This is a genomic window from Flavobacterium palustre, from assembly GCF_014639535.1.
In the GTDB taxonomy this organism is placed as follows: Bacteria; Bacteroidota; Bacteroidia; order Flavobacteriales; family Flavobacteriaceae; genus Flavobacterium; species Flavobacterium palustre.
In genome coordinates this window covers 13483-34116 of record NZ_BMGA01000004.1, presented here as the reverse complement: position 1 = coordinate 34116, position 20634 = coordinate 13483, and the positions used below count along the sequence as shown (strand labels likewise).

Annotated in this window: 16 protein-coding genes and 1 pseudogene; 7 read left to right on the top strand and 10 right to left on the bottom strand. The window is 34.7% G+C overall.

From position 1 onward, the window contains the following. Positions 1–24 precede the first annotated feature (24 nt). The 3 genes from IEV84_RS09235 (at position 25) to IEV84_RS09225 (ending at position 6228) form a co-directional block, all read left to right on the top strand. The gene (locus tag IEV84_RS09235; protein ID WP_188494004.1) at positions 25–1209 is read left to right on the top strand and encodes a FecR family protein; all 1185 of its coding nucleotides are present in this window, start codon (positions 25–27) and stop codon (positions 1207–1209) included. 97 nt (positions 1210–1306) lie between these two features. After that, the gene (locus IEV84_RS09230) at positions 1307–4786 is read left to right on the top strand and encodes a SusC/RagA family TonB-linked outer membrane protein (protein WP_188494003.1); all 3480 of its coding nucleotides are present in this window, start codon (positions 1307–1309) and stop codon (positions 4784–4786) included. A 32-nt stretch (positions 4787–4818) separates the two neighbouring features. Beyond that, entirely contained in the window at positions 4819–6228 is a 1410-nt protein-coding gene (locus IEV84_RS09225) for a RagB/SusD family nutrient uptake outer membrane protein (protein ID WP_188494002.1), read from the top strand. A 195-nt stretch (positions 6229–6423) separates the two neighbouring features. Here the strand turns inward: IEV84_RS09225 and IEV84_RS09220 are convergent, their stop codons facing one another. Next, complete coding sequence (locus IEV84_RS09220) at positions 6424–6786, bottom strand: DUF983 domain-containing protein (RefSeq protein ID WP_188494001.1); 363 nt, start codon at positions 6784–6786, stop codon at positions 6424–6426. A 91-nt stretch (positions 6787–6877) separates the two neighbouring features. Between IEV84_RS09220 and IEV84_RS09215 the strand changes: the two genes are divergently transcribed. Next, a complete protein-coding gene (locus tag IEV84_RS09215; protein ID WP_188494000.1) occupies positions 6878–7744 on the top strand; it encodes an AraC family transcriptional regulator in 867 nt (288 codons plus the stop codon). A gap of 290 nt (positions 7745–8034) precedes the next feature. Here IEV84_RS09215 and purT read toward each other — a convergent pair whose 3' ends face one another. The 6 genes from purT to IEV84_RS09185 form a co-directional block, all read right to left on the bottom strand. After that, entirely contained in the window at positions 8035–9195 is a 1161-nt protein-coding gene (gene purT, locus IEV84_RS09210; protein WP_188493999.1) for a formate-dependent phosphoribosylglycinamide formyltransferase, read from the bottom strand. Between the two features lie 165 nt (positions 9196–9360). Continuing rightward, the gene (locus IEV84_RS09205) at positions 9361–9663 is read right to left on the bottom strand and encodes a helix-turn-helix domain-containing protein (protein WP_188493998.1); all 303 of its coding nucleotides are present in this window, start codon (positions 9661–9663) and stop codon (positions 9361–9363) included. Continuing rightward, positions 9647–9991, bottom strand: a complete 345-nt coding sequence (locus IEV84_RS09200) for a type II toxin-antitoxin system RelE/ParE family toxin (protein WP_188493997.1) — start codon at positions 9989–9991, stop codon at positions 9647–9649. Before IEV84_RS09200 ends, IEV84_RS09205 begins: the two co-directional genes overlap by 17 nt. A 205-nt stretch (positions 9992–10196) precedes the next feature. Beyond that, entirely contained in the window at positions 10197–10667 is a 471-nt protein-coding gene (locus IEV84_RS09195; protein ID WP_188493996.1) for a Panacea domain-containing protein, read from the bottom strand. Further along, a complete protein-coding gene (locus tag IEV84_RS09190; protein ID WP_188493995.1) occupies positions 10664–11599 on the bottom strand; it encodes a hypothetical protein in 936 nt (311 codons plus the stop codon). Before IEV84_RS09190 ends, IEV84_RS09195 begins: the two co-directional genes overlap by 4 nt. A gap of 463 nt (positions 11600–12062) precedes the next feature. Beyond that, positions 12063–13151 (bottom strand): mandelate racemase/muconate lactonizing enzyme family protein, encoded by a 1089-nt coding sequence (locus IEV84_RS09185; RefSeq protein WP_188493994.1) that lies wholly within the window; start codon positions 13149–13151, stop codon positions 12063–12065. A 140-nt stretch (positions 13152–13291) separates the two neighbouring features. On the opposite strand from IEV84_RS09185, the gene IEV84_RS09180 reads away from it, so the two are divergent. Continuing rightward, a complete protein-coding gene (locus IEV84_RS09180; protein WP_188493993.1) occupies positions 13292–14143 on the top strand; it encodes an AraC family transcriptional regulator in 852 nt (283 codons plus the stop codon). Here the strand turns inward: IEV84_RS09180 and nhaA are convergent. Continuing rightward, positions 14140–15243, bottom strand: a pseudogene (nhaA, locus tag IEV84_RS09175) (Na+/H+ antiporter NhaA); the annotation flags it as partial. The gene IEV84_RS09180 and the pseudogene nhaA sit on opposite strands and share 4 nt — an antisense overlap. A 284-nt stretch (positions 15244–15527) precedes the next feature. Here nhaA and IEV84_RS09170 point away from each other — a divergent pair. Beyond that, the gene (locus IEV84_RS09170) at positions 15528–16292 is read left to right on the top strand and encodes a peptidase associated/transthyretin-like domain-containing protein (protein ID WP_188493992.1); all 765 of its coding nucleotides are present in this window, start codon (positions 15528–15530) and stop codon (positions 16290–16292) included. Positions 16293–16371: 79 nt separating this feature from the next. Here the strand turns inward: IEV84_RS09170 and IEV84_RS09165 are convergent, their stop codons facing one another. Next, on the bottom strand, positions 16372–16947 hold the full coding sequence (locus tag IEV84_RS09165; RefSeq protein WP_188493991.1) for a hypothetical protein: 576 nt from the start codon (positions 16945–16947) through the stop codon (positions 16372–16374). Positions 16948–17196: 249 nt separating this feature from the next. On the opposite strand from IEV84_RS09165, the gene kynU reads away from it, so the two are divergent. Continuing rightward, positions 17197–18474 (top strand): kynureninase, encoded by a 1278-nt coding sequence (kynU, locus tag IEV84_RS09160; RefSeq protein ID WP_188493990.1) that lies wholly within the window; start codon positions 17197–17199, stop codon positions 18472–18474. Between the two features lie 140 nt (positions 18475–18614). Here kynU and IEV84_RS09155 read toward each other — a convergent pair whose 3' ends face one another. Then, entirely contained in the window at positions 18615–20438 is a 1824-nt protein-coding gene (locus IEV84_RS09155; protein ID WP_188494227.1) for a hypothetical protein, read from the bottom strand. Positions 20439–20634 lie beyond the last annotated feature (196 nt).

The following is a 20634-nucleotide window of genomic DNA, read 5'->3' as shown; positions in this document are numbered from 1 at the left end:
GTATTATATATAAGAACGTATATTATGCAACACGATAGTCATATTCAAAATTTATTAAAAAAGTTCATCCTGAATCAATGTTCCAAACAGGAGGTTGATGAAGTGGTTCAGTACATTCAAACGTTAACTGAATCCAGCGAACTGCCAACGGTAGAAGAAGTGTTGGCAATTTTAGATGAAAAACCAATGTTGACCGATCCGGATGCTATCCGTATTCGGGATAAAATATTAGCTACTCCCCAAAAAGAACAAAAGCTTCCAGTAAAAAGAAAATTCCATTTTATGAGATATGCGGCTGCCGCTGTTTTGGTGGGAGTTTTAACTACAGCTTATTTTTTTAAGGATGTTCTTTTTAAACAACAAAACCCAGCTATTCCGGTATTAGTTAACAGAGATACTAAAAAAGTTCCGGAGCCGGGTACTGATAAGGCGGTACTTACGCTGGCAAATGGTTCGCAAGTTGTTTTAGTCAATGGGGCTTTGGTAAAAACACAAAATGCCAAAAGTAACGGGGAGGAAATTGTTTATGAATCCAAAGACGGAAATAATAAGTTGGTTTATAATTATCTGACCATTCCCAGAGGAGGTAAATTCAGTATCAAATTGTCTGATGGCACGCAGGTTTGGTTGAATTCTGAAACTCAATTAAAATTCCCGATCGCTTTTATTGAAGGACAAACCAGAAAAGTAGAATTGGTTTACGGAGAAGCCTATTTTGATGTATCACCTGCTGCAAAACATAAAGAGGTTCATTTTGAGGTGATTACTAATAAACAAAAAGTAGATGTTATTGGGACTGAATTTAATATCAAAGCTTACAAAGACGAAGCAAATATTTATACCACTTTGGTTGAAGGTAAAGTTGATGTGAGTATTAAAAACAAAAAACAACGATTAACACCAAATCAGCAATTGAGTTTAAATATTGCAACAAGTGGTTCGGTAATAAAAAATATAGATGTTTATAATGAGATAGCCTGGAAAGAAGGAGTGTTTAGTTTCGAAAAAATAACACTCAGGGACATGATGAAAGTGCTTTCCCGCTGGTATGATTTCGATGTGGTATTTAAAAATAAAGCAATTGAAAATGAAATTTTTGACGGGGTTATCAGGAAAACCCAAAGTCTGGATGAGATTTTGAAAAGTATTAAGAATTTTAAAATTATAAAGAACTATGAAATAAAAGACAAAGAAGTAACTCTTGAATAAAAAACGGGACAGGAGTATCACATCCCTCAGTGATTACGCATCCCGACTGTTTAAATCGATTAAGCTATTGTATAACCAACCAACCAAACCAAAAATTATGGAAATTAAAGTACGTAATGTCTTTGTTCTTGTTAGAGAAAGACTAATTAAAACTGCTATGAGAGCGTTTATCTTTTTATGGTGTACCAATGTTTTTTGTCTCAATGTAGGTAAAACATTTGCACAAGCGAATGTTACTATCGAAAAGGATCAATCGGTCACCATTTATGAGGTGTTTAAAATTATAAAACAGCAGACTGATTTGAATTTTGTTTATCCCAGAAAAGTATTTAAAGACATTCCGGATATTGAATTAAAAAAAGGTACAATTGCAGTAACCAAATTATTAGGACAATGCCTCTCAAAAAACAATCTCAATTTTGAGCTTACGGGCGATAATACCATTTTAATTAAAGAAAAGCCTGTAGTTGTGCAAAACGTAGTGCAGCAAAAAACAGTAAATGGAAAAATTACCGATGCTTCAGGACAACCAATTCCGGGAGTAAACGTTGTTGAAAAAGGAACTACAAATGGAGTTCAAACCGATTTTGACGGTAAGTTTTCATTAAAACTAAGAAATGAAAAATCGATATTGGTGGTTTCTTTTATTGGTTTTACAACAAAAGAAATTCCGTTAAGTGGACAGGATAATCTTGTAATTAAATTACAGGAAGATGCAGCTAAGCTGGAGGAAGTAGTTGTTGTAGGTTACGGTTCTGTGAAGAAAAAAGATTTGACCGGAGCAATCGTTTCTGTTGGTGCAGAAAAAATAGAAGGCAGGTCTAATAGTAACGTACTTCAATCCCTTGCAGGACAGGCTACGGGAGTGCAAATTACACAGTCTCAGGGTGCTCCGGGTCTTGCTCCAACAGTAAAAGTTCGTGGTGCTTCTTCGATAAATGCAGGAACTACTCCGCTTTATGTTATCGATGGGATTCCGCTGGAAGACAATTCTACAAACTCAACAGATACAGGGGTTACTACAGCGAGTAATTTAAGTTTTAACCGAAATCCGCTGAATTTTATTAATCCTAATGATATTGAGTCGATTGATATTTTGAAAGATGCATCTTCGGCGGCGATTTATGGTTCCAGAGGAGCAAACGGAGTTGTTATTATAACCACTAAGCAGGGAAAAGCAGGAAAAACTAAAATAGATGCCACTTTTGAAACCAGTTTTTCTCATGTTAACCGTAAGACGGATATGATGAACGCTTCTGAATTTATAGCTTTCAATACCGCAGCAAGAAATAATTCCTGGGCTACAATTGTGGCAGCTAATCCATCGGCAACAAGAGGAAATAATACTCTTGTTCCTGCAGAATTCTCTGATCCGGCGTGGCTTGCCCGTATCGGAAACGGAACAGATTGGCAGGATGTTACCTTTAGAACAGCACATACCCGAAATATTCAATTGTCAGCTTCGGGCGGAAGCGAGAAAACACAATTTATGGTGTCGTTGGGTTATTTGGATTCAGAAGGTGTTGTTGACAGAAATACCTATGAGCGAATTAATCTAAGATCAAATATCAAACATAAGTTTAATGATAAAGTTCGTATGGGAATGAACATTGGTCTAAGTCGTGCCAATGAAGCGCCTTACGGTACAGGTGGAAAAAGTGACGTGGTGAGTTTGGCTTTGCAAAGTGATCCTTTTTTTCCGCTTTATGTTGAAACAGGAAGTCTAGGTTTTAAAGATCCTGCTTCTATTTGGAATACATTTGCTAAATATGGTTTCCAGCTTTGGCATCCATATTCGTTAACCAGAGAAGCAACTGCTAAAAAAACATCAAATGTATCTACGATTACTTCTTTCTTAGAATGGGATATTATTAAAGATTTGACTTTTAAAACTTCCGGAAGTTCTAATATTGAGAATACGGTTCATAATTTCTATTGGAATGCAGGTCAGAATTGGGGTTACTCAGGATGGGTGCCGGCACAGGCTGATTTCAAAACACTGCAATCCAATAACTGGATTTTAGAAAATACATTGACTTATAATAAGACATTCAATGAAGCGCATACGTTAAATTTATTGGCGGGTTATTCTGCTCAGGAACAGGCTACTGATTTGAGTAGTATGACTGCGGGTAGTTTTCCAAATGATTTAGTACATACTTTGAATGCGGGAGTTGTGAATGCCGGAAATACTTTTTCTGAAGAGTGGTCATTGGTTTCTTATTTGGCTCGTGCTAATTATTCTTATAAAGGCAAATACCTGGCTTCTGCGGCAATTCGTGCTGATGGTTCTTCCCGTTTTGGAGCTAATAATAAATGGGGATATTTCCCGTCAGGATCGCTGGCATGGCGTATTTCTGAGGAATCTTTCTTAAAAGATGTTTCCTGGATAAACAACCTGAAAGTGAGGTTGAGTTATGGAGCTACAGGGAACAATCAGATTCCAAACTACGGTTCGATCGGGGTATTGGCTTACAGCCCTTATGTAAATTCAGGAACTGTAAATCAGGGGATTTATACATCCAATTTTGCAGATAAAAATTTGAAATGGGAAAAAACAGGTCAGACTAACTTTGGTGTTGACTTCAGTGTGTTCAACGGACGTGTGAAGTTTACAGGTGATATTTATTATTCTAAAACCAAAGATTTATTGTTGAATGTTCCTATTCCAATTCTTTCCGGTTTTACTTCTACTTTGACAAATATCGGAGAACTTGAAAACAGAGGAATTGAAGTCAATCTAAGCACGCAAAATTTCGATGGAAAATTCAAATGGAGTACTGACTTTAATATTTCGGCTAACCGAAACAAAGTCTTAAAACTGGGTGCAAATAACGCTCCGATAGATATTAATGTGAGCAGTATGACATCGCGCACTGCTGTAGGACAACCAATAGGGATGTATTATGGCTATGTTGTTGATGGAGTAATCATGTCACAGGCAGAATTGAATAGTAATGCTTATCCGGTATGGCCGGGCAGTGAAGCAGGTGACCCAAAGGTAAAAGATGTTAATAAAGATGGGAAAATTGATTCTAACGACCGTACTTATTTAGGAAATTACCAGCCTGATTTCCAATGGGGCTTGACAAACAATTTTTCTTATGCAGGATTTGAACTTTCTGTTTTGTTACGCGGTTCACAAGGTGGAGAAATTTTAAATCATAATGCCCGATACCTAAAATCAGGTGTAGGAGGAGGTAACCGTAATATGTATTCGGTGGTAAATAATTACTGGAAATCAGAATCTGAGCCAGGTAACGGAATGATTCCTAAACCACGTATGTTGCCAACTACTGTTCGTGATTTTGGCTCTAGTTTTTGGGTTGAAGACGGATCATTTGTTCGTATTCAAAATATTCGTTTAGGATATAATTTGCCAAAAACATTTGCTGAAAAAATAAAGGTAAGCAATGTGAAATTGTATCTGAATATGGAAAATGTACATGTGTTCTCGGATTATTTAGGCTATGATCCGGAGGGAAGTACTTATCAGTCTGGAGTTTTGGTAGGTTTTGATTATGGTGCTTATCCAAATCCTTTCACGGCTACTGCCGGAATAAATATTAGTTTCTAAAGAATTAGACCAATCATTTAAAATGTAAGAAAATGAAAAAAATAATATATATCATGATTTTTTGCAACTTATTCTTAATAGGATGCAGTGGAGATTTTTTAGATAAAGCACCTATTTCAAATGCTAATGAAGTAGAGTTTTATAAATCTCAAAAAGATATTGAAACCGCTTTGTGGTCGGCTTATAATTCGCTTTATACCTTGTATGGTCCTGAAAGTTTACCTTCGTTTTATGGTGAGTTAATGTCCGACAATGCCTATAGCGATAATGCGGCCGGAAGAATTCAGGACTATGAAAGTTTTGAATTGCACACAATGAGTGTTGACAATGAATTAGTATATAATTTTTGGAACAATTATTATAAGGCAATTTATATTGTAAATAATATTATTGTCAGTGCCGAAAAATTGGATTTTGCCAGTAGAGATGCTTTAATTGGTGAAGCTAAGTTTTTACGTGCTTTGTATTATTTTGATATGGTTCGTGCCTGGGGCGATGTGCCATTGGTTACAACTCCGTTAAGTGTAGCAGGTTCTTATGCTCAGGGACGCACGCCAAAAGAGCAGGTTTATGCTCAAATTGTTGAAGATCTTGATTTTGCAGCAGCGAAATTACCGGTAAAAACAAGTCAGCGTTTTGTAGGTGCGGCCAGTCAGGAAGCAGCTAATACTTTACTTGGAAAGGTTTATCTGACTATGGGGAATAAACCAAAAGCAGCTGAAACTTTGTTAAAAGTATATGGCAAGTTCAGCTTGGTACCTTATGCTGATTTATGGAATTTAACTAAGAAAAATGGTGCATCTTCTATTTTTGAAATTCAGTACAAAGGTGGTGTGTCTAGTCCTTACAGTTTGTATTGGGCTATGTTTACACCGGTTGATAACAGAGTGGTTACCGCCTGGGGTGGAGGATTCAATCAGATTACGGATGATTTATGGAATGCTTATGAAACAGGAGATCCAAGGAGATCGATTTCCATTCAAAATGGTTATACAACGGCCAATAACTCATTTGTCGATGTGAAATTTCCAATTAAATGGAAAGATGCGGCTGCTCCGGTTGCCGGATTAAGAGAAGCTGCCAATAATAATTTTATCATTCTTCGTTATGCCGATGTTCTTTTGATGTTGACAGAAGCAACTTCAGATCCAAAATACCTGAACGAAGTTCGTGCCCGTGTGGGTTTACCGGCTTATCAAGCTGTAGGTTATCCGGCTCAGTATAATACGGTAGCTCTTGCTTTGGAACATGAAGCTCAGGTAGAATTTGCTTCTGAATTCCATCGTTGGTTTGATTTAATCAGAACCGGAAGAGCTATTCAGGTGATTAAAAACAGCAGTAAGAATATCACTATTACTGAGGAAGAGTTATTATTACCAATTCCATTTTTAGTAATTAACCAAAATCCGGATGTGATTACTCAAAATGAAGCTTATAAATAGAAGTTAGTTTTTTTTAGTGTTAGTTTGGTTAGTAGTAAAGACTGCTTGCCTGTCGAATAGACGGGTAAGCGGTCTTTCTTTTTTTTCTCCAAAAGAGGTAAAACTACGCGACTTCCCCTCCTTTGGAGGGGTGCCCAACGGGCGGGGTGGTTTTTTTCTAAAACAATAATCGCATTCTGAACAGTTTGTTCTTTGTTAACTCGAATAATTCTTAAACATATAAATCCATAGAAGTCTCGACAATCGGATGTTGAATGTAGCCAGAAGAATAATTACGGTCATAATAATTGGGATGATCCTCAGGTCGAAGGTTTCTTCGAAGAAAAAACGGGCAATAACATAAGTCGCAATTCCCTGTGCTACGGTTAATCCATAACTAACATACATAGCACCAAAAAAATAACCCGGCTCTTTTTTGAATTTATAATGACAATGCGGACAATATTCGTTCATTTTAGGAAAACTGAATTTGAAAAAGATAGATTTTTCATTAAAAACTTTTCCCTGATGACAATGAGGACAATCGTTGTTTAGTATGTGAAGAAGTGAATTTGACATAACTCTTATTTTTTATTCAAAGGTATTTATTATCCATGTGTTGGCTATTTTGTATATTCGCTTATTATAGGACAAAAAAGACATTTTTCGAATGAAAAAGTATCCTGTTTACAGTATCGAACAATTTAATTGCAATTCGGTCAATAGTGATTTGTATGTCAATACGTTTAAAAATCACTTACTGAATCACAGTTTTGTAGAAAAACCCCATCGTCATAATTTTTACTTATTGGTTTTGTTTACCAATGGTTCAGGCGTACATGAGGTCGATTTTGATCGTTTTGCTATTCATTCGGGAAGTGCTTTCGTTTTACAACCCGGTCAAATGCACCATTGGGTTTTATCGGAAGATATTGAAGGATTTATTGTTTTTTATTCTGCCGAAATGTACAATTTGTATTTTGGAAATAAGAGGATTGAAGATTATCCCTTTTATTTTTCAATTCAAAATAGTCCCGAAATTGTATTGGATGAGCAGGAAATAAAATCGGTTTTACCTTATTTCGAAAGTTTGATAGCGGAAACGCAAACACACAAACTATTGCAACGGGACAAAATAATGAACCTGTTGGACATTATTCATATTGAATTGGCTCGTAAATACAACAAAATTCATATTCACGAAACCCATTCGTATAATGTGAAAATTAAAAATTTGGAACAGCTTTTAGAGAAAAAATACAAAGAAGAAAAATCCGCAGCCTTTTACGCCTCAGAATTGAATATCACTTTGAAGCACTTAAACAGAATTTGCAACGAAATCCTAAAAAAAACAACCACCGAAGTGATTGTTGACAGAATTATTCTCGAAGCCAAGCGAATGTTGCTCGATAAAAACTGGACGGTTAACGAAATCGCTTTTGCTTTAGGCTATGAAGATTACTCTTATTTTACGCGTATGTTTAAAAAACACACCGCAATGACACCTACAAATTTTAGATTATTGAAAAAAGACTAAGACTTATTTCTTTTGCAAAATTGCTTTTTAACCGCAGATTACGCAAATTTCCGCAGATTACTTTGTCCTTAGCTTTCGCAGTCGAGAGTCAAATGTTTGAAGAATGCGTAAAAAGAAAAGCTGTTTGAGTCCCGAAAGCTTTCGGGGCGAGTTCTTTTCTTTTAGCATTCGAAAACTAATTTGACCGACGAGGAAGCGTAAGACTTGAAATCGAAGATTCACGGAATCCAATTAAAATAAAATCTTGGAGTAATTTTTTGTTTCTTTTTTGATCAAGCAAAAAAGAAAAATTAGTTTACAGTAACTAAACTCGCCGCTTTTTTAGCGCGTTCTACTATTTCTTCAATAGGCGTTTCTAAAGTATCATTTACTAATGCCACTCCCATTCTTCGATACGCTCTGGTGCTGGGTTTGCCAAAAATCCTGAAATCAGTTTTTGGTAAAGCAGCAATTTGTTCGATTCCGCTATAACTTGGGTTCGAACTGTTTTCAAAAGCCAGAATTACGGCACTTGCTCCGGCTTTTTCTAGTGTAATTTCGAAAATAGGCAAACTCAAAATCGCTCTGAGATGCAATTCAAATTCGTTGAAATTTTGTGTTCCTGCCAGCGTTACCATTCCGGTATCGTGTGGGCGAGGGGATAATTCCGAAAAATAAACACCGTCATCAGTTATGAAAAATTCTACCCCAAAAAGTCCTGCACCACCCAAAGCTTCAGTTACTTTTTCAGCCATGTCCTGTGCTTCGTATAAATCTTTATCGGAAATTCGTGCAGGCTGCCAGCTTTCCTGATAATCGCCGCGTTCCTGACGATGCCCAATAGGCGCACAGAATAAAGTATGATTATTATTTTGGGTTACAGTCAATAATGTAATCTCCGAATTGAATTTCACAAAAGCTTCAACAATTACTTCTACCACATCACCACGGGAACCGGCTACGGCATATTCCCAGGCTTTATCAATATCGGCTTCGGTTTTTATAGTTGATTGTCCTTTTCCTGACGATGACATTAATGGTTTTACCACGCAGGGAATCCCCACTTCGAGTACGCCTTTTCGCAACTCTTCGGCAGTGGTGGCATAACGGTATTCGGCAGTTTTTAATCCTAATTCTTTTGAGGCTAAATCACGAATGGCTTTTCGGTTCATTGTAAAGTTGGCAGCCTTTGCCGATGGAACTACGGTAATTCCCTGTTTTTCGTAATCGTAAAAACGCTCGGTTCTAATGGCTTCTATTTCGGGAACGATGAAATCGGGATTGTGTTTGGCTACAATCTTATCTAAAGCGTCGCCGTCTAGCATATTAATCACTTCAAAATTATGAGCCACTTGCATAGCAGGAGCATTTTCGTAACTGTCAACCGCAATTAAGGTTTGCCCGATGCGTTGCGCAGCGATTACAAATTCTTTACCAAGTTCGCCTGAGCCGAGAAGAAGGATTTTTGCCATTTTTATGATTTTCTGTCATTGCGAGGAACGAAGCAATCTCACAGCGAGAATTAATAATGTGATGGCGCCCGTTCCTCGCAATGACTATTTCGAAAACAAAAATAGTTTAAAATTTGGAGTATTGCCACTTCAAATTTTAAACTATTTTTAGGAATAGGAGGGGGTTTATAATTTAATTGACAATTCTAAATGTCCACCCAAACCAAGTTCAACAATTTTTTGTAATGTTGAAAATCTTGCTTCTTTTACATTGTTTTCGATTTTAGAAATATAAGATTTTGTTGTTCCTGCTTTCTCGGCTAGCTCTTCTTGTGTTAAACCTTTTTCAATTCTTGCGTCGTGAATCATTGCTCCAATTTTGAAGTTTTCATAACCTGCATCCAGTTCATCACGTTTAGCTGTTCCGGTTTTTCCAAAATGTTTATCCTTGAATTGATCCAGTGTCTTAATATTATTTTTCGCTTTCATATTCATTTTTGATTTTAATAGCTTTTTCAATTTCTTTTTTTGGCGCCTTTTGTGTTTTCTTCTGAAATCCGTTTGCTAATATTATTAATTTACCTTCATCGAAAAAACAAAAGATTCTAAAAATATCACTTCCTTGTTGCACTCTAATTTCATAAAGTCCATCAGTATTTTCAATGTGTTTGAGATACGTTTCCGGTACTCTTTCTAATTCCTGAATTAACTCTAAGGTCCAGATAATTTTGTCTTTAACTTTATCACGCTGCTTTACAAAGAATTCTTCAAAGTAATCTTTGTAAAAAACAATTGTGCGTATCTTTTGTTTATCCATTGCACAAATATATGAAAAAGTTGTCTTAAAGTGAAATTGTTTTTTTGTCTGAAACGTTTCTTGTCTGTCATTCTAATTTTCGAAAAAAAAACTTATAAGGTTTTGGTTACTAGTAATTTTAAGTATAATGAGTCGCGTTGCAAACGCTTAGTTTTATGTTTTTATAGTAAGTAGGTACTCGTTGTAAACGAGCACTAGTGGGGAGTTATTTTGTTTTTAAATATTCTTTTGCAGATTTTATTAAATTTAATTCACTCATTTTTGGGCTATTCATAATTGGATATGTAGAGTAAACTAAAGTTATAAAATCACTCCAATTTAATTTAGAACAAATGTTTATCACGAAATCAATAGTTTCCTTTTCACTAGAAGATAAATTCAATTCATTAGGATGTGTGTTTTCTTTTAATTTAATAATTTCTTTATCTTCTCCGTATGAATTTTGAGATGAAAATATTTCGAAATACTCACTTTTTTTAATATCATCAATTATAGTCTTAACAAATGGTCCATAATGATTGTAATACCATTTAGTTTCAGAAATTTGTTGTTGTGTTAATAAAACATTTTTCCAATCAGCTAAATATATCATTTTTACTAGCCTAGCTTTGGATAATTCTAAAGGAAAAGGGTAGTTTTGATAAATGTATGTAACTATAGATTCTAATTTAGTCATAGCCCTTTATTTTTAGCGATTGTTAAACTTGGTTCTAATCTTTTTAGAGCTTCTAAATCATGTTGAATTTCAATTGAGATTTCTTTGTAGGAATTATTAATCGCATTAAAATCTAAACCTTTTGGGTTTTTACTTTCAATTACTATTATAGCAATCGGATAAACGTTCGAAGTATCTTTAATTGTATTAATATAGAAGCTGCTACTTTTCATATTAATATTATTTAAAACATCTTTTGGTATCTTACACTCGTTTCGAATAGCAGTTATGTAGGCTGCTTCATTTTTTTCAAATCTTGGAAAGCCATCTCTTGTGTATTTTCCGTTTTGCCAACCAATTGCTATAAAACCTTGGTCATCTTTGTATATTTTACGATCTGGTTCACAATAAATAGGTGATTTAGAAAATCGAGAAATTAATTCAAAAGATTTTTCATCTTTATTATGTCTGTAAACAGTAATCCTTTCATTTTCAGATAGAGATAGTCTTTTTGTCGCGATTTTGGCTAATTTAAAATTTAATAAATCATAATAATCTTTTGAAGTTTTTGCTAGAGTATCTTCAAGTGTATTCTTGTCTTGTGATAATGAATTAATTCTATCTTTTAGTGTTTCTATATCTGAGTTGTATTGAATTAAAATTTTAGATTTTGAAACTTCAGATATTTTAACAAAAACAATGGATATTATATCGAGTAAAATTCCTAAAATTAACACCCATTTACCATTTTTATATTGTTTTTCATTAAGAATACTATATAAATCTTGACAATTAGTTTTCATTTTAATTAATAAGCTTTCATCTGGACTAGCAGATTCAAGCATATAACCTGACCAAGCTATTAATATTGCTCCAAGAATTCCAAGAAGCCAATGCCAATTATCGGCTAAAAATGTTATTATTTTACTTAATTTAGGAAATCTTTCTTCCATTTATTTTTTTACTCGTTTAGTTCTGATAAAATAACGTACAACTTGTATATACTCGCTATTGTCTATGCTTATTAAGCATCCTTCAAATATATAAAAATATCCTACAAAATAGGTTGTAGGGTTTTTTTAGATGTTTTATTACCGTCAGTTCGAGTGTTTTCTTTAAAAAATGCGACAGCTTTTTTAAAAGAAAATGTATCGAGAACCTTTAGAGTAAGAAAGCTTCTCGATACTATTTTTAATCAAAAAGCTATGGCATTATGATTAAAAATCACTCGAAGTGACGATTGAAAAGTCTTAAGTTGATGAGGTTGAGCCCGACCGGAGGGAACCACATAAAAAAAAATAGTTTAAAATTTGAAATACAATACTCCAAATTTTAAACTATTTATATTTAATGAAAACGTCTGTTCGAGTGTTTTTTGTGCAGTGTAACGAAACAAAAAAAGTATCGAGAACTGTTTTATAATTTAATTTCAGTCATTCTATCATCGATAAAACTGAATCCCCAACCCGGTAAATCGTGTGGTTTTGCAAAACCATCCTGAATAACCATTGGGTTGTCAATTAATGGATCGACCCAGTCAAAAGATTCCACACCCACGCCGTTAGAAATGGTACACAACAACGGCACATCGTAATCTTTGTAATAATGAGGCAGCACCGGCAGGTTGAAGCTTTTAGCCAAAGCGGCACTTTCTCTCCAGGCTTCTACACCACCAATACGTAAAATATCCGGTTGCCAGATATCCAAAGCATTTCGGGTGGCTAATTCTCTTAATGGCAAAGTATCAAATTCTCTTTCTCCCATCGCTAATGAAATTCCGGTTTGGTTTTTTAGGATTTCGTAACCCTGAAAATTTTGGTGATGGATAGGTTCTTCAAACCAGTTGATGTTTAAATCGCGTGCTTCCCTGGCTAATTTCATTGCCGATGGCAAATCCATTCCCTGATTGGCATCCATCATAATATCGACTTTGTCGCCCACAGCTTCACGCACCAATCTCAAACGCTCAACATCAGTGCTGACTTTTGGCGAACCTACTTTTATTTTTACGGCTTTAAATCCGCGATTGGCATAATTAGTTACTTCTTCAATCAATTCGTCAATAGAATAAGAAATCCAGCCGCCGCTTCCGTAAATCGATACTTTTTCTTTGTGGGTTCCCAGAATTTTATGAATAGGCTGTCCTAAAGTTTTTCCCCAGGCATCCCACATCGCGATATTGATAGCGGCTTGTGCCCAACGCAATACGCCCTGATTTCCGAAATATTCGGCTAAATCGTCCAGTTTTTGATAAACCGCTGCTGTTTCATTGGCTTTGTAACCTTTCACTACAGGGATAATATCTTTTAATGCGCCTACAATTGCATTAGGAGAATATTGAAAAGACAACAAATAGGATTCACCAATCACTCCATTTTCTAATTGAATTCGCATCACGATAAATGAGATTTCGGTTAGCGTATGCGTAGCATCCGAAATAGGTTTTTTAAGCGTAGTGGAGGCTTTGTATAATTTTACGTCTCGGATGGAAGTAGCTGATGTCATTGTAGTATTGTTTAGGAATACAATATTACAAATCTAAAACCAACACTATTTGCACCATAAAAGCAAAAACTAACACGATATTGATTAAGAGTAGTGTGTATTTGTGTTATTTTTGATGTTTTAATGTATGAAAGCTATTTATGAAGGCAGAATATAGAAGTATCAGTCCGTCGCCGGGGAGTTCGTTTAGAACCAGTATTTTTGAAGGTAAAGAATTTATTGCTTCCTGGCATTTTCATCCTCAATATGAGCTGACTTATATTTTGGGCAGCAGCGGTATTCGGTATGTGGGCGACAATATGGCTAATTTTGAATATGGTGATTTGGTTTTGGTAGGTTCAAATTTGCCGCATTGTTGGAAAACTGTTGGTGAACAAAAAGAAGATGTACGCTGTATCATTATCCAATGGGATGAAGACTTGCTTAGCGATTGGCTGGAAAAAGAAGAGTTTCAGCATATCAAACAGCTAATGCAGTTGGCATCGAGAGGAATCCATTTTGATAAAGAAAAGGCAAAGAAAGTAGAATCAAAAATGTTGGATTTGATTGCATTGCCGCCTTTTGAAAGGCTGCTGTCTTTTTTGCAAATATTACAGGAATTGGCTGTAAATGCTAATTATAAATATCTGGCGGGACAAGGGTTTACTTCTAATTTGACTGTGAAAGAAAGCGAGCGTGTCAATTTAATTTACAATTATGTAAAAGAACATCATAACCAACAGATTAGTCTGGATGCCGTTGCTGAAAAAGTAGCAATGAATAAGGAGTCTTTCTGCCGGTTTTTTAAAAAGACTTTCCGTAAATCTTTTTTCGAATTCATCAACGAATACAAAATAAGTATGGCGACTAAAATGCTTATCAATACTGACTTAACGGCTTCTGAAATAGGTTATAAGGTAGGTTATAATAACTTGAGTTTTTTTAACAGACAGTTTCAGAAATTTGTGCAAATGCCACCTTCTAAGTACCGAAAAATGTATCGGGATATTTAGTTTTTTAAAGTTTGTTTTAGAGTGAAAAATCCAAGTAATCCTGCAATTAGGGAAGAAATTAAAATGACCAGTTTAGCGTTGTTAATGATTGTTTCATTTTCGAATGCCAATAAAGTAATGAAAATGGACATGGTAAAACCGATTCCCGCCAAAAGACCAACTCCAAAAATAGTTTTCCAGCTAAGTCCTGATGGGAGTTTACAAAATCCCAGTTTGACTGTAGCATAGGATAAAATAAAAATTCCCAATGGTTTCCCTGCAATAAGACCAAGCAGAATTCCTATGCTGTAATTTTGAGTTAAAGTTTCCTGAATATTTCCGCTAAGAAGAATGGCTGTATTGGCTAATGCAAAAACGTGTAAAATGATAAAAGCCATCGGTTTGTGTAAAAAATCCTGTAAAATATAAGAAGTTGAGTTTTTGTCGCCATTTCCAAAAGGAATCGCAAAAGCTAATAAAACGCCGCTAATTGTAGCATGAATCCCCGAATTAAGCATAAAATACCACATAGCTACACCGCCAATTAAATAAGGGATGAGGTTTCTCACTTTTAAACGGTTGAAAACTAATAGCAAAGCAAATATTCCTAAAGCAATAAATAAATTGTTCAGATGAAGGGTTTTGGTATAGAATATAGCAATGATAATAATAGCTCCTAAATCATCAATAACTGCCAGTGCTGTCAGAAATATTTTTAGAGTTACAGGAACTCGTTTGCCTAAAAGAGACAAGATTCCTAAGGCAAAAGCAATATCGGTTGCCATAGGAATTCCGGCTCCGGATTGTGTGGGAGTTCCGTAATTAAATAGCATATACAGTCCTGCCGGAAATACAATTCCACCCAGTGCGGCAAAAATAGGCAGCATGGCATTTTTAATGCTCGAAAGTTCTCCTTTGTAAATTTCTCTTTCCAGTTCTAAACCAATGAGTAAGAAAAAAATACTCATGAGTCCATCGTTAATCCAATGTCCTATACTGTGTGAGCCTATTTTAGTTTGAAATAAATCGAGGTAACTTTCTCCAAAATTTGAATTAGTCATTATTAATGACAACAATGTGCATGCTATTAATGCAATTCCACTGGATTTTTCACTATCGAAATGTAGTTACTCTCATTTTTCAGGTAGATTTTTTCCTTAGAATTCAGGAAGACTTTTATTTGTTGTTTAACAAAAAAACAGTGTTTTTTCAAATATACTAATTTTGTCTATAAACCAAGAGCTTATTTTATTATTGAAAGGTTAAACAGTATTATGCTTGTCGAGATGCTGAATGGTTATCATAAATGTTTGTTTTTATTTTAATTAAAATTTTATCAAGTCTTTAACAATAAGTTGTGTAGCTTTTGTAGTACTTTTAAATGTAAGAAATAATTTGTTTACATATGAAAGTAATTTTACCACTACTACTGTTTTTTTTATCTCAATTGTGTTTTGGACAATCTGTTGACGGAAAAGTAATTTATGGAAAAATAGTGGTGGCTTCTGGTAATTTTGAAGGGGTTACGATTGTTAATTTGGTTAATGAAAAATCTACAGTAAGTGACAGTAAAGGCGAATTTTATATTTTAGCCAAACCAGAAGATTTATTGGTTTTTTCTTCTGTAAATTTAGAAATTTACAGAAAACTTATTGAAGAAGAGGATTTGAAATTGCCAATTTTGACGATAAAAATGTTTGACAAAATTACACAACTGGATGAGGTGGTTGTGAATAAACATCCGGAAATAAACGCTGTTTCCATGGGAATTATCCCTAAAAAGGTAAAACATCTTACACAAATGGAAAGACAATTATATACTGCCGGAGATTTTAAACCGATACATTTGTTAGGGCTTTTAGGTGGCTCACTGGAAATTGATCCTATTTTAAATGCTATAAATGGCAGGACTAAAATGATAAAAAAAGGAATAGAAGCGGAGAAAAAAACAGCTATATTAAATCATCTGGAATTTCTTTTTGAAGAAGAGTATTATACAAATAAGCTTCATATTCCTAAAGAATATATTAAAGGATTTCAATATTATTGTGTAGAAGATGAAAAAAATCGTATTGTTTTTAAATCTAAAAATAAAACGAGTATTGAGTTTACGATGGTGAAATTGGCAAAGGAATACAATGAGGTAATTCTTTGTGAATCAGAAGAGTAAAAACTTAGTGGAAGTAGCTTAAATATTTCCATAAAAAAGGCCCAAGTTTCCTTGATGCATTTTCAGTTATTTTAAAAAATTAATTGTTTATAGGAATTGAAACCCCTGCGGCAAAAGCACCTGAAATTTGTTTCATGGATGGATAGAAATAATAACTTAATGCGATATCTACACTATGTTTACGCCCAACCGCTAATCCTAACGAAAATGGAATATGCATCAAAACACCATTTTTTTTGAGATTAGTAGATGGTGTATAAGTATGAAAAGAACCAATAGACGCTCCAATTCCTGATTCGATAAAAGGAGCAACATAAGGAATAGGTGCTGCAACACGAATTTTTCCACCCAATGAAAATGCTTTAGAGCTTATTCTGTATTCGGTTGGATCTCCATTTTCATTCGTTTTGTCTCCGTTAGTAAGTATAACTCCTGCGTAAGTTCTTAGTCCAATCCATTTTGTTATTCCATTTGCATATTCAGCCTGAGCATAAAAGCCAGTTCCTCCACCGTCTTCTTCATAATAGGAAGTACTTAGTCCTAAGCCGATAGAAGCATTAATGTATTCTCCTTTTTTAGGTTGCGCTTTTAAAGAATTTGAATAAAATGTTGAAACTAGTATTATGATTATTACTGAACGAAATGATATTGACATAAAAAAATAGTTATAAAATTACGATTGCAAAAATAGAATTAATCATAATAAATATGTAAATAAATAACTATAAATTTTGGGTTAATGATGCAAAAATGCCCCAAGTTTCCTTGAGACAATACAATTGAATGAGAAAAATGTTCTAAGATAATATTGGATTAATATTTTGTTTCATTTTTAAAAGAAACCCGAAGTAATGAATTATTGAATTGAGGTTTTTAATTATTTTTACTAAACAAAATTCAAATTATGATTTTCGAAAATACTAAAGCATTTGCCCAACAGCTCGACTCCCGGGATAGTTTAAATAAATACCGAAACGAATTTCATTTTCCGAAAGTGAATGACAAAGAGGTGATTTATTTTACCGGAAATTCATTGGGGTTACAGCCAAAACGAACTAAGGCTTATGTTGATGAAATAATGAATGATTGGGCTAATCTTGCTGTCGAAGGTCATTTTTATGCCGGGAAACCCTGGTGGGATTATCAGGAACGTTTTGCAAATCCGTTGAGTAAAATAGTAGGCGCAAAACCGTCTGAAGTTACTGTGATGAATACCTTAACAGTAAACCTTCATTTGTTGATGGTTTCATTCTATCGACCAACAAAAAACAGATTTAAAATTATTTGTGAAAAAAAAGCATTTCCTTCCGATCAATATATGTTTCAAAGTCAGGTGCATTTTCATGGTTTTAAATCGGAAGAAGCTATCGTGGAAGTGAAACGTCGTGAAGGCGAACATAACATTCGAACCGAAGATGTTTTGGCAAAAATCAAAGAAGTAGGTGATGAGTTAGCTTTAGTTTTAATAGGGGGAGTGAATTATTACACCGGACAGGTTTTTGATATGAAAACCATCACTGCGGCTGGACATGAAGCAGGGGCTTATGTAGGTTGGGATTTAGCGCATGCAGCAGGTAATGTTAAATTAGAATTGCACGATTGGAATGTGGATTTCGCTGCCTGGTGCAGTTATAAATACATGAACTCAGGACCGGGAAATGCCTCTGGTTGTTTTGTACACGAAAAGCATCATACTAATCCGGATCTGCCAAGATTTGCAGGTTGGTGGGGACACAATAAAGAGCGGCGATTTAAAATGGAACCCACTTTTGATCCCATTCAAGGTGCCGATGGATGGCAAATTAGTAATTTACCGGTTTTGTCTTTAGCACCTTATTTGGCTTCGGTAGAAATGTTTGCCGAGATAGGGATGGATGCCCTGATTGAAAAAAGAGATCGAATTACTGCTTATTTAGAATTCATTCTTCGCGAAATTGATAAGGAAGTAAAAGGTAATTTCGAAATTATTACACCTTCAAATCCTTCGGAAAGAGCCTGTCAGTTATCTGTTTTTCTTCATGGGGAAGGGCGCAGTTTGTTTGATTATTTGATGAAAAATGGTGTGGTTATCGATTGGAGAGAACCCAATGTTATCCGATTAGCACCAGTTCCGTTGTATTGTTCTTTTGAAGATATGTACAATTTTGGGCAAATTTTAAAAAGAGGAATTTTGGGAAAATAGTTTACCGCAAATTCGCAAATTACTTAAAATCATAAATAATTTGCGAATTTGCGGTCTTTTTATGTTTTAACCAGACAGATTTGTATAATTCTTTGGATTATGAAAATTCGTTTTCGTGAATTCGTGGCTATTGTTTTTAATTAAGCAACCGCTAATCTCGGAATTTCAATACCGAATAATTCGTTTTTATAACTGTTGAGCTGATTTAAAACGTCATTCTTGATGTTTTCAAAATTAGAGCTAGTCGAAAATAAATTTTGGTAATATTCAATTCCTTCCAAAAGATTGTTTTTAAATGATTCCAGTTTTTTGGTTTTGGCAGTATTGATTTCTTCTGTAATGGCCTGAATGTCATTTTTTAAATAATCAATATACATTTTCAGTTCTTTTATAAACAGATTCGGTCTGTTGGTATTTCTTAGAACTGTTGCGTTTCCGTAAATATGCTGAATCATTTTTGAAAGCGAAACTTCCTGATCAAAATAAGCAATATTAGGTCCGGGACAAATTACCACGCCTTGGTCTTGTCCTTTTATTTTAATGTTGTTTTCTAAGTAAGAAGCATTGGCTAAGCCTACACAAAGACAGGATTTCTCAGTGATTTGTTGTTTTGCTTTTTCGTAGTTTTCAGTAGAAATCGTATTTCTTTTTTCTTCTAATTCTTCTAGTTTAGCATCCTGGTATTTTTTAGATGCCGTACAAATTCCTTTTCCTTCGGTATCTTTGTTGAGTGCCAGGAATTTTTTCGGACAAGAACTTCCTGCTTTATTTTCCTGAATGCGTTTTTGTTTCAATTTTTCGTTTGTAGTCCCTCTCAGGGTGTTGAAAGGAACTCCCAAAGGCGAAATATGGCTTAAATACAAATCTTCTTCTTTGGCATTAATCAATAAGTTGCGGGTAGCCTGATCTACCGAAGTTGCTTCGGGAACTAATAAAAAAGGTGAACCCCAGCCAACAGAATCTACTTGGTAATGGTCTAATAAAAACTCATGTTCTTCCGAATTTCCTACTCCGCCCTGAACTGTAATTTTTAAATCCAGAGGAGTTTCAGGAATTGCCATTCCTTTTTGTTCCAAAGCTTTTACCATTAAATCATGAGCCGATTGAACAAGTTGTTCTTTTTTCTGTTTGAATTCATCCATGATTGGACCTAGTAGAAGACCTTCGGTAGCAAAGGCATGTCCTCCGCAATTTAATCCTGATTCGATACGGTATTCAGAAACCCAAAGCCCTTTTTTTGCTAAAAAATTACCCTGAATCATTGCCGATCTAAAGTCGCTAACTTTTAAAGTGATTTTCTTTTTCAGTTGGTTGTTTTTGTCTGGGTAGAAGTCTTCGAAGTTTTCAAAATAACTGTACAATCTCGGATTCATTCCGGCCGAAAGAACAATCGACGAGTTTACGGTACTATTGGCAAAACCTCTCAGTGCAGCATGCGCATCATTGTAGATGATAGGAAGTTGTTCGTTTTTGACAAAATTGTCTTTGTCTAATTTTGTCATGATGTTGACATCGATTTCACCGGCTGATAAATGTTTTTCGATATAGTTTTTGATGTTTTCTTTCCAATGGAATCCTTCTTCAACCAGGTTTTGAAGTCCTTTTTTAATTTCAGATTTGTTAGGTAAAAGGTTAATGTAATCTTCTAAGGCTTCTTTGCTTTCGGCTAATTCGTTTTTAAAATTCTCAAATTTTTCTTTTACAATTTTGTCAACTAAATTCAAATAAGAAGTAATGCGTTTTGCCCTGTAGTCGGCTACTTTTTGAGATATTTCCTGGTAGGGAAGATTGAATTTTTGGTGATAAAAAGCACTCATTTTCTCTATCAGTTCGTCATCTGCTATCGAAATTACCGAAGAAATTCCATAATGTGCCACTCTTATGGGGCTGTCTATTGTATAAGCAAGCCCCATAACCGGAATATGGAAGCTATGTAATGGTTTTTGATTTTTTGTCATGTTCATACCTTCATTAATAGTTTGTGCAAAGTTTGTGAAAATCATTGGCTTAAAAACTGATAATTATCATGTATGCTCTGATAGAGGGTATTGTTTAGCTATGATAATTAAAAAACATTCTTATTGAAAATCAGTGGTTTGCAATATTTGGGCAAGTGATAAAAGAGTGTTTTTGAATACGGTTCAAACAATAAATCAGTAA